The sequence below is a fragment of the Rhizobium sp. 10N427 genome, assembly GCF_056394605.1.
In genome coordinates, this window is the sequence record NZ_JBFTID010000001.1 from 186,837 (window position 1) to 199,448 (window position 12,612).

General features: G+C 61.8%; 12 protein-coding genes. 8 read left to right on the forward strand and 4 right to left on the reverse strand.

The window, feature by feature from the left end; translation table 11 throughout:
* Nucleotides 1–23: 23 nt before the first annotated feature.
* The 8 genes from AC1DIJ_RS00775 (at nt 24) to AC1DIJ_RS00810 (ending at nt 8,025) form a co-directional block, all read left to right on the forward strand.
* Entirely contained in the window at nt 24–836 is an 813-nt protein-coding gene (locus tag AC1DIJ_RS00775) for a DeoR/GlpR family DNA-binding transcription regulator (protein WP_112388440.1), read from the forward strand.
* A 51-nt stretch (nt 837–887) separates the two neighbouring features.
* Nucleotides 888–1,883, forward strand: coding sequence for a rhamnose ABC transporter substrate-binding protein (rhaS, locus tag AC1DIJ_RS00780; RefSeq protein ID WP_112388441.1), 996 nt, complete (start codon nt 888–890; stop codon nt 1,881–1,883).
* Nucleotides 1,884–1,952: 69 nt separating this feature from the next.
* The gene (locus AC1DIJ_RS00785) at nt 1,953–3,488 is read left to right on the forward strand and encodes a sugar ABC transporter ATP-binding protein (protein WP_112389002.1); all 1,536 of its coding nucleotides are present in this window, start codon (nt 1,953–1,955) and stop codon (nt 3,486–3,488) included.
* Nucleotides 3,489–3,497: 9 nt separating this feature from the next.
* The gene (locus AC1DIJ_RS00790; RefSeq protein WP_112388442.1) at nt 3,498–4,499 is read left to right on the forward strand and encodes an ABC transporter permease; all 1,002 of its coding nucleotides are present in this window, start codon (nt 3,498–3,500) and stop codon (nt 4,497–4,499) included.
* Nucleotides 4,496–5,506, forward strand: a complete 1,011-nt coding sequence (locus AC1DIJ_RS00795; protein WP_112388443.1) for an ABC transporter permease — start codon at nt 4,496–4,498, stop codon at nt 5,504–5,506. The genes AC1DIJ_RS00790 and AC1DIJ_RS00795 overlap by 4 nt, the downstream gene beginning before the upstream one ends.
* A complete protein-coding gene (gene rhaM, locus AC1DIJ_RS00800) occupies nt 5,503–5,823 on the forward strand; it encodes an L-rhamnose mutarotase (protein WP_112388444.1) in 321 nt (106 codons plus the stop codon). The genes AC1DIJ_RS00795 and rhaM overlap by 4 nt, the downstream gene beginning before the upstream one ends.
* The gene (locus AC1DIJ_RS00805) at nt 5,820–7,187 is read left to right on the forward strand and encodes an FGGY-family carbohydrate kinase (protein WP_112388445.1); all 1,368 of its coding nucleotides are present in this window, start codon (nt 5,820–5,822) and stop codon (nt 7,185–7,187) included. Before rhaM ends, AC1DIJ_RS00805 begins: the two co-directional genes overlap by 4 nt.
* A gap of 79 nt (nt 7,188–7,266) precedes the next feature.
* Complete coding sequence (locus AC1DIJ_RS00810; RefSeq protein ID WP_112388446.1) at nt 7,267–8,025, forward strand: fumarylacetoacetate hydrolase family protein; 759 nt, start codon at nt 7,267–7,269, stop codon at nt 8,023–8,025.
* Here AC1DIJ_RS00810 and mmsB read toward each other — a convergent pair whose 3' ends face one another.
* From mmsB to AC1DIJ_RS00830, 4 genes are read right to left on the reverse strand one after another with little or no spacing between them, the layout of a single operon-like run.
* The gene (mmsB, locus tag AC1DIJ_RS00815) at nt 8,026–8,907 is read right to left on the reverse strand and encodes a 3-hydroxyisobutyrate dehydrogenase (RefSeq protein ID WP_112388447.1); all 882 of its coding nucleotides are present in this window, start codon (nt 8,905–8,907) and stop codon (nt 8,026–8,028) included. It lies immediately after the preceding gene.
* A gap of 9 nt (nt 8,908–8,916) precedes the next feature.
* Nucleotides 8,917–10,512 carry a GMC family oxidoreductase gene (locus tag AC1DIJ_RS00820; protein ID WP_112389003.1) on the reverse strand — a complete coding sequence of 532 codons (1,596 nt, stop codon included), beginning with the start codon at nt 10,510–10,512 and terminating at the stop codon, nt 8,917–8,919.
* Between the two features lie 16 nt (nt 10,513–10,528).
* Nucleotides 10,529–11,518: a branched-chain amino acid ABC transporter permease gene (locus AC1DIJ_RS00825; RefSeq protein ID WP_112388448.1), complete on the reverse strand. Its 990-nt coding sequence runs from the start codon at nt 11,516–11,518 to the stop codon at nt 10,529–10,531.
* A gap of 1 nt (nt 11,519) precedes the next feature.
* Nucleotides 11,520–12,407, reverse strand: coding sequence for a branched-chain amino acid ABC transporter permease (locus tag AC1DIJ_RS00830; protein ID WP_112388449.1), 888 nt, complete (start codon nt 12,405–12,407; stop codon nt 11,520–11,522).
* Nucleotides 12,408–12,612 lie beyond the last annotated feature (205 nt).

The following is a 12,612-nucleotide window of genomic DNA, read 5'->3' on the forward strand; positions in this document are numbered from 1 at the left end:
ATAAATGTGACACGGAGGAACCAATGCACGAACGCGAACGCCATCGCATCATCATGAGCGCGGTACAGGAAAAGTCGGTCGTCACGATACAGGATATCGCTGAACTGACCGAGGCTTCCGAGGCCACGATCCGTCGTGACATTGCGGCTCTTCACGTACAGGGCAAGATCCGCCGCGTCCGCGGCGGCGCCGAGGCCGTTCATCCGCCGCAGCTCGGCAATCTGGCAGGCCGCCCGTTCCGGGTTTCAGAATCAGTCAATATCGACAAGAAGCGCGCAATCGCCCGCGCCGCCGTCGATCTCTGCGATCCCGGCGATGCCATCATCATCAATGGCGGCACCACGACATTCCAGATGGTCCACTTCATGTCCGGCCACCGGATGCAGGTGATGACCAATTCCTTCGCCATTGCCGAGCATCTGGTGAAGCATTCGAAGAACACCGTCACCGTGCCCGGTGGCGTCATCTATCGCGAGCAGAGCCTCATTCTCTCGCCGTTCGATAATGACGCGATACGCCATTTCTATGCGCGCCGGTTCTTCTTCGGCGCCCAGGGCGTCGGCCCGCACGGCATCATGGAAGCCGATGCGCAGATCATTCAGAGCGAACAGAAGCTGATGCACCAGGCCGACGAGCTCGTCGTCATGGTCGATTCCAGCAAGTTCCGCCGCCGCTCGAGCCTCATTCTGTGCCCGCTCGAGCGCGTTTCGACGATCATTACCGACGATGGAATTCCGGAGGAATCCGTCCGGATGATCGAAGATGCAGGTATCAAGCTCGTTATTGCGAGCGCCGCGGCGCAGGCCGCAAGGGAGGATTCCTCGTCGGTCGCCTGAGGGGCGCCGGCCGGATGTCGTTAGACTTAATCAACGTGGGAGGATGAAAGCATGAAACTCGCAAAGAAACTTGCAATTGGAGTGGCATTTGCCGTCGCCATGATGGCCGGTTCGGCCAGCGCCAAGGACATCAAGATCGGTCTCGTCGTCAAGTCGCTGGGCAACGGCTTCTTCGATGCCGCCAACAAGGGCGCGCAGGAAGCAGCCAAGGAACTCGGCGGCGTAGAAGTGATCTATACCGGCCCGACCTCGACGACGGCTGAAGGCCAGATCGAAGTCATCAACTCGCTGATCGCACAGGGCGTCGATGCCATCGCGATTTCGGCGAACGACCCGGACGCCGTCGTTCCGGCACTCAAGAAGGCTGCTCAGCGCGGCATCAAGGTCATCTCCTGGGATTCGGGTGTTGCGCCTGAAGGCCGCATCCTGCAGCTCAACCCGTCCTCCAACGAGCTGATCGGCAAGATGTGCCTGACGCTCGTCAAGGATCACCTCGAAGGCGGCAAGGGCGACTTCGCCATCCTGTCGGCAACGACGACCTCGACGAACCAGAACATCTGGATCGACCAGATGAAGAAGCAGCTCAAGGACTTCGCCGGCCTGAACCTCGTCACCACCGTTTACGGCGACGACCTCTCGGACAAGTCCTACCGCGAAGCTGAAGGCCTTCTGAAGTCCAACCCGAACGTCAAGGTCATCGTCGCTCCGACGACGGTTGGTGTTCTGGCCGCTTCGAAGGTTGTCGAAGACAAGGGTCTGGTCGGCAAGGTCTACGTAACCGGTCTCGGCCTGCCTTCCGAAATGGCCGGCGCGATCAAGTCGGGTGCGACGAAGGAATTCGCCATCTGGAACCCGATCGACCTCGGCTACTCGGCAACGCAGATCGCCTATCACCTCGTCAAGGGTGATGCCGATGGCAAGCCGGGCACGGAAATCGAAGCCGGCCGCATGGGCAAGATCAAGATCGACGACAAGGGCGAAGCCGCCATGTCCGATCCGTTCGTCTACAACGCTTCGAACATCGACCAGTTCTCCAAGGTCTTCTGATCTTCGAAACACGCATGAACACCCGGCGGCTTCGTGCCGCCGGGCTTCTCTTTCTTCATGGTTTTGCTGATGACCACTGCCCTTCAAGAACCCGTCGCGGCTGCCGAGCCCAAGGACGCGCCCGCCATTCTGGAAATGCGCGGCATCTCGCAGATCTTTCCGGGTGTCAAAGCGCTCGATAACGTCAGCATCGCGCTCTATCCCGGCAAGGTCACAGCCCTGATCGGCGAAAACGGCGCGGGCAAGTCGACGCTGGTCAAGATCCTCACCGGCATCTACCGTCCCAACGAGGGCGAAATCATCGTCGATGGGCAGGCCGTCAGCTTTACGAGCGCGCAGGCCGCGATCGACGCGGGCGTCACCGCCATTCATCAGGAGACTGTGCTCTTCGACGAGCTGACGGTCGCCGAAAACATTTTTCTCGGCCATGCGCCGAAGACCCGCTTCCGCACCATCGACTGGAAGGCGATGAACGAGCGCTCGCGCGAGCTGCTCATTTCGCTGGAAAGCAATATCGATCCGACGATCCGCCTGAAGGACCTCTCGATCGCGCAGCGCCATCTCGTGGCGATCGCCCGCGCATTGTCGATCGAGGCCCGCATCGTCATCATGGACGAGCCGACGGCCGCGCTTTCCCGCAAGGAAATCGACGACCTCTTCCGTATCGTCCAGGGCCTGAAGGCCAAGGGCAAGGCGATCCTCTTCATCAGCCACAAGTTCGACGAGGTCTATGAGATCGCCGACAATTTCGTGGTCTTCCGCGACGGCAAGGCCGTCGGCGCCGGGCGCCTGAAGGAAACGCCGCAGGATGCGATCGTCAAGCTGATGGTCGGCCGCGATGTCGAGAACGCCTTTCCGAAGATCGACGTGGCGATCGGCGCTCCGGTTCTCGCTGTGGAGAGATACTGTCACCGCACGGAATTCCGCGATATCACCTTCACGCTCCGCAAAGGCGAAATCCTAGGGATCTACGGCCTGATCGGCGCCGGGCGCTCCGAACTCTGCCAGTCCCTCTTCGGCATCACCAAGCCTCTGTCGGGCAAGCTGACGCTGGAGGGGCAGGAGATTTCGATCAGCTCGCCGCTCGATGCGATCCGCGCCGGTATCGTCTACGTGCCGGAGGAGCGCGGCCGCCATGGCCTGGCCCTGCCGATGCCGATCTACCAGAACATGACGCTGCCATCGTTGACGCGCACCTCGCGCAAGGGCTTCCTGAAGGCCGCCAACGAATTCGCGCTCGCCCGCAAATATGCCGAGCGGCTGGATCTGCGCGCCGCGGCGCTCTCCGTTCCCGTCGGCACGCTGTCGGGCGGCAATCAGCAGAAGGTCGTCATCGGCAAGTGGCTCGCCACCATGCCGAAGGTCATCATCCTCGACGAGCCGACCAAGGGCATCGACATCGGCTCCAAGGCCGCCGTCCACGGCTTCATCAGCGAGCTCGCCGCCGAGGGCCTGTCGATCATCATGATCTCGTCCGAACTGCCTGAAATCATCGGGATGTCAGACCGTGTTCTGGTCATGAAGGAAGGCCTTTCGGCCGGCCTCTACGACCGCGACAAGCTTTCGCCAGAGGCGCTGGTGCGCGCGGCGACCGGAAATGCGTGAGGGAAAAGCATGGCAAGACTGATCAGAAAACGGGAAACCCTGCTTTTCCTCATCATCGTCGTGATGATTGGCGTCTTCTCGACGCGTGCCGCCGATTTCGCAACGCCCGACAATCTCGCCGGCATCTTCAACGACACCTCGATCCTCATCATCCTGGCGCTGGCGCAGATGACGGTGATCCTGACGAAGTCGATCGACCTGTCGGTGGCCGCCAATCTGGCCTTCACCGGCATGGCGATCGCAATGATGAACGCCGCCTATCCCGATCTGCCGCTGGCAGTGCTGATCATTGCAGCCATCGCCATCGGCGCCTGCCTGGGCGCGATCAACGGCTTTCTGGTCTGGGCGCTGGAGATACCGCCGATCGTCGTGACCTTGGGCACGCTCACCATCTATCGCGGCATGGCTTTCGTGCTCTCGGGCGGCGCCTGGGTCAACGCCCACCAAATGACGCCGACCTTCCTTTCCGTTCCGCGCACGCCGATCCTCGGGCTTCCGGTTCTCGGCTGGGTCGGGATCGTCATCGTGCTGATCATGTATGTCGTCCTGAAATACACCCAGTTCGGCCGCTCCGCCTATGCGACCGGCGGCAATCCGACGGCGGCCGTCTATGCCGGCATCGACACCGGCTGGACGAAGTTCCTGGCTTTCGTGCTCTCTGGTGCGCTGGCCGGTCTGGCCAGCTATCTCTGGGTGTCGCGTTATGCTGTCGCCTATGTAGATATCGCCAACGGCTTCGAGCTCGACAGCGTCGCGGCCTGCGTTATCGGCGGCATCTCGATTGCCGGCGGCGTCGGATCGGTGGTCGGCACGGTGCTTGGCGCGCTTTTCCTCGGCGTCATCAAGAACGCCCTGCCCGTCATCGGCATCTCGCCCTTCACGCAGATGGCGATCTCAGGGACCGTCATCATCCTCGCCGTCGTCTTCAACGCCAGACGCGAGCGCAACCGCGGCCGCATCATCCTGCGTGACAAGGCCGCAGCCGAAACGCCAATCGAGGTGGCAGCATGAGCACCGTTTCCGCCGCACCTGAAAAACGCGTCATTCCCGACCGTCTGGGCACGCCGTTCCGCCGCATTATGTCGAGCTGGGAAGTGCTGCTGTTCGGCGTCGCGGTGCTGATCTTCATCTTTAATTCCGTGGCCTCGCCCTATTTTCTCGATGCCTGGAACCTCTCGGACGCCACGTTCAACTTCACCGAAAAGGCGATGATTGCCTTTGCTATGGCGCTGCTGGTCATCGCCGGCGAAATCGATCTGTCCGTGGCTGCCATCATCGCGCTTGCCTCGACGGCCATGGGCGCCGCAGCCCAGGCAGGCGTCGGAACGCCCGGTCTCGTTGCCATCGGCATCGGCACGGGCCTCGCCTGCGGTCTCTTCAATGGCTTCCTCGTCTCGGCGCTGAAACTGCCGTCGATCGTCGTCACCATCGGCACGATGAGCCTCTTCCGCGGCATTTCCTATATCGTGCTTGGCGACCAGGCCTATGGAAAATACCCCGCCGATTTCGCCTATTTCGGCCAGGGCTATGTCTTCTGGGTCTTTTCCTTCGAATTCGTGCTGTTCATCGTGCTGGCCATCCTCTTTGCCATCCTGCTGCACGCCACGAATTTCGGCCGTCAGGTCTATACGATCGGCAACAACGATTTTGCCGCCCGCTTCTCCGGCATTCCGGTCGAGCGCGTCAAATTCATCCTCTTCATGCTGACCGGCGTGATGAGCGGTATTGCCGCCGTCTGCCTGACCTCGCGTCTCGGCTCCACCCGTCCCTCGATCGCGCAGGGCTGGGAACTCGAAGTGGTGACCATGGTCGTGCTCGGCGGCGTGTCGATCCTCGGCGGCTCCGGCACGATCGGCGGCGTCGTCATTGCCGCCTTCGTGATGGGTCTCGTGACTTTCGGACTCGGCCTTCTCAACGTGCCCGGCATCGTCATGTCGATCTTCATCGGCCTGCTGCTGATCATCACCATCGCCATCCCGATCATTGTCCGCCGCCTCAAGCTGATGAGTTCCAAATGACCCTCCAGAAACACGCCTTCAAGATGAAGCTCAACCCGGGCATGGAAGCCGAATACATCAAGCGCCATGACGAGATCTGGCCGGAACTTGTTGATCTACTGAGAAAATCCGGTGCCAGCGACTACTGGATCTATCTCGATCGGGAAACCAGTACGCTGTTTGCCGTGCTGACGCGGCCGGCCGATCACACGATGGCAAGCCTGCCGGAACACCCGGTCATGAAGAAATGGTGGGCGCACATGGCCGATATCATGGCCACCAATCCCGACAATTCCCCCGTCCAGAGCGATCTCGTCAGCGTCTTCCATATGCCATGAGCGACTACCGCCGCATCGCCGTTCTCGATATCGGCAAGACCAACGCCAAGGTCGTCGTGCTCGACGCGGCGACCGGCGAGGAAATCGCCGTCGCCAAAATGGCGAATACCGTCCTGAAGGACGGCCTCTATCCACATTACGATATCGAGGCCCTCTGGTCCTTTATGCTCGACGCCTTCAAGCGCTTCGCCAAGGCGCCGGGTTTCGAGGCGATCTCGATCACAACGCACGGCGCATCGGCCGCACTTCTTGATGCCGCTGGTAATCTCGCCATGCCGGTGCTCGATTACGAACACGAATATCCGCAACCGATCCGCGACGCCTATGCTGCGCTCCGTCCGCCCTTCAGCGAGACCTACTCCCCGCACCAGACGATGGGCCTGAACATCGGCGCCCAGCTGCATTATCAGAAGACGGCTTTCCCGGATGACTTCGCGAAGGTCGCCACCATCGTCACCTATCCGCAATATTGGGCCGCGCGGCTGACCGGTGTTGCCGCCAACGAGGCGACATCGCTCGGCTGCCACACCGACCTCTGGAACCCTGGAAACGGCGAATACTCCTCTCTGGTCGATACGCTCGGTATCCGCAGCCTCATGGCGCCGATCCGCTCCGCCTTCGACGCGCTCGGCCCGGTCCGGCCGGAGATAGCCATGGAGATCGGCGTATCGGTGCCCGTTTATTGCGGCATTCACGATTCCAATGCATCCCTGCTGCCGCATCTGGTTTCGCGGGAAGCCCCCTTCGCCGTCGTCTCGACCGGCACCTGGGTGATCAATTTCGGCGTCGGTGGCGATCTCGAACATCTCGATCCGCGGCGCGATGCGCTCGCCAATGTCGATGCCTATGGCCGCGCCGTGCCCTCCTCGCGTTTCATGGGCGGCCGCGAATTCGAAATTCTCTCTGCCGAGATCGGTACAGTGCCTGCGAACGAGGCGCTTGCCGCGCTACCTGCCGTGATCGCCCGCAAGATCATGCTGTTGCCGAATGTCGCGCCGGGCTCCGGCCCCTTCCCCGGACGCGAAAAGCAATGGCTGAACGCCGGCGATGCCAGCACGGCTGAACGCTATACTGCTGCCTGCCTCTATCTGGCGCTGATGAGCGAGGCGTGCCTCGGCCTGATCGGCGCCAAGGGGCCAGTGATCGTCGAGGGACCGTTTGCCGCAAACAGCACCTATCTCATCCTTCTTGCGGCGCTGGCGCAGCGGACAGTGATCGCCCTTCCCGGCTCCACCGGCACCAGCCAGGGTGCCTCGCTTCTAACCGGCGTCAAGCCGGCGGCAACACAGGAAACACGCTTCGAGCCCTTTGCTGTCGACGGTTTGGAGGCCTATCGCGCCGCCTGGTATGCGCTGACGGAATAACAGTCTTTCCAAGCTCGCCCTTTACCCCATCTAACCCGAGCGGCTAGTTTGCGCGCACACATCAGGTGGAGGATAAACCATGACAGATTCGACCTTCGATCCGCGCGCCCTCGCGGCCAAGCTTGCAGGCCTTCGCCACGCGGGCAAGCAGGCTTCCACCGCGGAATTCCCGTTGCCCGGCGACCACCGCCAGGCCATGGACGCGCAGAACTTCCTCGCGGCTGAAGAAGGCATTCGCAGCAACGCCTGGAAGGTCTCGATGCCGGCCGACAATCAGCCGGTCACCGCGCCGCTGCATCCCTATTTCGAAGCCGTTTCCGGCGCGAAGCTGCCCTGGGTCGCCGGTACGAAGTTCGAAGCCGAGATCGCCGTGCGCCTCGGCAAGGATCTGCCGATCCGCTCCAGCGGCAAGTACACGCGCGCCGAAGTCGCCGATGCCATTGCGGACGCCTATCTCGGTGTCGAGATGTCCTGGACGGCCGTTGCCGAAGGCAGCAAGATTTCCCCGCTACTGTTCCTCGCCGACCGCCTTGCCAATCTCGGCTACGTGCTCGGCCCGGTGATGCCGCGATCGATCCTTGATACCTGCACCGGTACGCCCTTAAAGGTGATGTTGAACGGCCAGCCGATCTACGATGCGGCCGCCAAGCATGTGAAGGTCGACGTTCTCACCTGGCTGGTCGATTATGCCAATGACACGTTCCGTCCGGACAGCTCGCTGCGCGCAGGCGCAGTGATCACGACAGGCTCGCTCTGCGGTGCGATCGAGGTCGCAACAGCCGGCGAACTCGATGTGACGCTCGGCGATGCGAGGATGCAGCTGGCGCTGGTGCGGTAATCACTCCCTGTTGCGAAACATCTCGATGATGGCGGAAAAGTCCTTTCCGCCATTGCCGAGCTTTTCGAACAGAGCGTAGAGCTGTGCAGCTTCGGCACCCAGCGGTGTCGAGGCGCCGCTGGCAAGCGCCGCCTCCTGCGACAGCCGCAGATCTTTCAGCATCAATGCCGCCGCAAAGCCTGGCTTGTAGTCGTTGTTGGCGGGCGACGCGGGAACCGGCCCCGGAACCGGGCAATAGCTGTTGATCGACCAGCATTGGCCCGACGATGTCGAGGCGACGTCGAACAGTGCTTGATGTTCGAGACCAAGCTTCTCCGCAAGCACGAAGGCCTCGCAGACACCGATCATCGAAATGCCCAGGATCATGTTGTTGCAGATCTTCGCCGCCTGCCCGGCGCCCGCCTCGCCGCAATGGACGATCTTCTTGCCCATCGCCTCGAGGATGGGCTTTGCCTTGGCAAAGCTCTCGTCCGATCCGCCTGCGATGAAGGTCAGCGTTCCCGCCGTCGCCCCGCCCGTCCCGCCAGAGACCGGCGCGTCGAGCGACAGGCAACCGGCGCCACGCGCCAGCTCATGCGCCTTGCGTGAACTCTCGACATCGATCGTTGAGCAGTCGATGACAAGCGTGCCCTTGTCTGCCGACTGCAAGATGTCGGCCCAGGCGGTCAGCACATGCTTGCCCTGCGGCAGCATAGTGAGGATGATCTCGGCGCCCTTGACCGCCTGGCTCGCATGGCTGGCAGGTTTCACGCCACTCTCCGCCGCCGCCTTCAACACCGTCGAAGCGAGATCGAACCCGGTCACATCGTGACCCGCCTTCACCAGATTAGCGGCCATCGGACCACCCATGTTGCCGAGGCCGATAAACGCGATCCGTGCCATTGACGTCTCCTATCTGTTGTCTTCGAGGATCATGCTGGCTGCCTTCTCGGCAATCATGATGACAGGCGAATTGGTGTTGCCCGAGGTGATCGACGGCATGACCGAGGCGTCCGCGATCCTGAGCCTGGCGAGCGCCCGAAACCTCAACCGCGGATCGACGACACTGTCGCGGTCACCGCCCATCCGGCAGGTGCCGACGGGATGAAAGATCGTCGTGCCGATATCGCCCGCCGCCTGCGCCAGCTCCTCATCATTTCGATAGGCAGGACCGGGCTTGAACTCCTCGGGATTGAAACGGGCGAAGGACGGCTGGGCGACGATCCGCCGTGTCAGCTTTATCGATCTGACAGCTATGTCGCGATCGCGTTCCGTCGAGAGGTATCTTGGCGCAATGATGGGCTGCGCGGCAAAATCCGGGCTCGAGACATGCACCGAACCACGGCTCTCGGGCCTCAGATTGCAGACGCTGGCCGTGATCGCCGGAAAGGCATGCACGGGGTCGCCGAACTTGTCGAGCGATACCGGCTGGACGTGATATTGCAGATCGGGCGTTTCCTTGTCCGGCCCCGAGCGGGTGAAGATGCCGAGCTGGCTCGGCGCCATCGCCATCGGTCCCGAGCGGCGCAGCAGATATTCCAGCCCGATCGCCGCCTTGCCGATCAGCTTCGTCGCCTTCTCGTTCAGCGTCGGAACACCGGTCACCTTGTAGGCGAGGCGCAGCTGCAGATGGTCCTGCAGGTTCTCGCCGACGCCCCTGACCTCGCTGACCACATCGATCCCGGCATTCTGCAGCACGTCTCCGCGGCCGATCCCCGAGAGCTCCAGAATATGCGGCGAGCCGATCGAACCGGCCGAAAGGATCGTTTCCTTCGAGGCATAGGCGCGTTTCGCCATGCCGCCATGCTGGAATTCGACGCCGGTGACAGCGCCCTCCTCGATCAGCAACCGTCGCACCTGCGCCTTGGTCAGAACCTTGAGATTGCCGCGCTTCATTGCCGGGCGGAGAAAAGCTTTGGTGGCATTCCAGCGAATGCCGGATCGCTGGTTCACGTCGAAATAGCCGGAGCCTTCATTGGTGCCGCGGTTGAAATCCTCGGTGACGGGGATGCCCGCTTCCTTGGCTGCCTGCTGGAAGGCGTCGAGCACCGCCCATTTGACGCGCGCCTTCTCCACCCGCCACTCGCCGCCGGCGCCATGCATCTCGTCCGTGCCGCGATAGTGATCTTCCGACTTGCGGAAGAACGGCAGAATGTCGTCCCAGCTCCAGCCGGTGCAGCCCATCTGCCGCCAGAGATCGTAGTCGCGGGCCTGGCCGCGCATATAGATCATGCCATTGATCGACGAGCAGCCGCCGAGCACTTTTCCGCGCGGGTAATTCAACGCACGGCCGTTCAGGCCATCCTCCGGCGCCGTCGTGAAGCACCAGTCGGTGCGCGGGTTGTTGATGCAGTAGAGATAACCGACAGGAATGTGGATCCAGTGGTAGTTGTCGTTGCCACCGGCTTCCAGCAGAAGCACCCGGTTGTTGCGGTCTTCGGACAGCCTGTTGGCCAGCACGCAGCCTGCGCTGCCTGCGCCGATGATGATATAGTCGTAGCGATCCATCTTCAGCACCAGCCGCTCAACGGCGATAGACAAAGCCCAACATGCGGCCGATCCGCGACGCATAGAACTCGCCGACGATACCACGGCGGAAGATCAGGACGCAGACCATGAAAACGATGCCTGTGATGATCGTCACCGGAAATTCCGAGGTCGCCAGATAGTTCTGCAGGGTGACGACAAGCCCGGCGCCGAAGATTGGCCCGATCAGCGTACCGATACCGCCGAGCAGCGTCATCAGGATCACCTCGCCCGACATCTGCCAGGCAACATCGGTCAGCGTCGCGAACTGGAAAACCAGCGATTTGACGGCGCCCGCGAGCCCGGCCAGCGCTGCCGACATCACAAAGGCGCCGAGCTTGTATCGGGCAACGGAATAGCCGAGCGAGATCGCCCGCTGCTCGTTTTCGCGGATCGACTTCAGGATCATGCCGAAAGGCGAATTGATGAAGCGCCATATCAGCAGCATGCCGATCAAGAACACCGCCAGCACGAAGAAATACATGTTGGTGGAATCGTTCAGATCGATGAAGCCGAAGAGATGGCCGCGCGGAACCGACTGGATACCGTCCTCGCCCTCGGTGAACTTTGCCTGCAGGCAGAAGAAGAAGAACATCTGCGACAGCGCCAGCGTCACCATCGCGAAATAGATCCCCTGCCGCCGGATCGCCAGATAGCCCATCACCAGCCCGAGAAGCGCTGCGCCGGCGACACCGGTGAGGATGCCGAGTTCGGGTGGGAAGCCCCAGGACTTCACGGTATAGGCGGTGAAATAGGCGGCGCCACCGAAGAAGGTCGAATGGCCGAATGACAGCAGCCCGGTATAGCCGAGCAGCAGATTGAAGGCGCAGGCAAAGAGCGCGAAGCAGAGCAGCTTCATCAGGAAGATCGGGTAGAAGAAGAACGGCGCGAGCACCAGCAGCAGCAGGCCGATGACGAGAAATGCCGCCTGGACCGACAGCGCGGTACGGCTCTTTTCCGGGCGGATGGTTTCGGTGATCTCTGTCATGTCACGCATCCCGGCCGAAGAGGCCCGCGGGCCTGATGAGAAGCACGATCGCCATGATCACGAAGATCACGATGTTCGAGGCCTCAGGATAGAAAACCTTCGTCAGGCCTTCGGCGATACCGAGCACATAGCCAGTGACGATGGCACCCATGATCGAGCCCATGCCGCCGACGACCACGACGGCGAAGACGACGATGATGATGTTCGAGCCCATCAGCGGCGAGACCTGATAGATCGGCGCGGCCAGCACTCCGGCGAAAGCAGCAAGTCCGGCTCCCAACGCGTAGGTCAGCGTCAGCAGCAGCGGAACGTTGACGCCGAAAACCTGCACCAGCGTGGTGTTTTCGGTCGCGGCGCGCAGATAGGCGCCGAGCTTGGTCTTCTCGATCAGCAGCCATGTCCCGATGCAGACGACCAGCGAGACGATGACCACCCAGCCGCGATAGATCGGCAGGAACATGAAGCCGAGATTAGTGCCGCCGGCAAGTGCTGCGGGCGTCGCATAGGGCTGGCCGGAGGAGCCGTAGAGGTAGCGAAACGTCCCCTCGATCGCCAGCGCCATCCCGAAGGTGAAGAGCAGGCCGTAGAGCGGATCGAGATCATAGAGCCGCCGCAGAAACAGCCGCTCAACGACTGCGCCGAACAGACCGACGACCACGGGCGCCAGAATCAGCGCCGGCCAATAGCCGATGCCGCCATAGTCGAGCATCAGGTAGGCGACGAAAGCGCCGAGCATATATTGCGCGCCGTGGGCGAAGTTGATGACGCGCAGCAGGCCGAAGATGATCGCGAGGCCGAGGCTCAGCAGGGCGTAGAAGGAGCCGTTGATCAGGCCGATCAAGAGCTGGCCGAGAAGCGCCTGGACGGGAATGCCGAAGATCATGGTCATAGGGCGCCCCGCTCGAGGTAGGCGAAAGGCGTCACGGCGCCCTCCCTGCATCCCTCATTCCTGTGCTTGTCACAGGAATCCAGCCACGCGAAGTCTTTCGCGTGAAAAGAGTCCTCCGCGCCGCAGACGCGGCGCTGCTGGATCCCTGTGACAAGCACAGGGATGAGGGATGTATTGCTGGCGGATATGGAGGTTTCATTCAGGT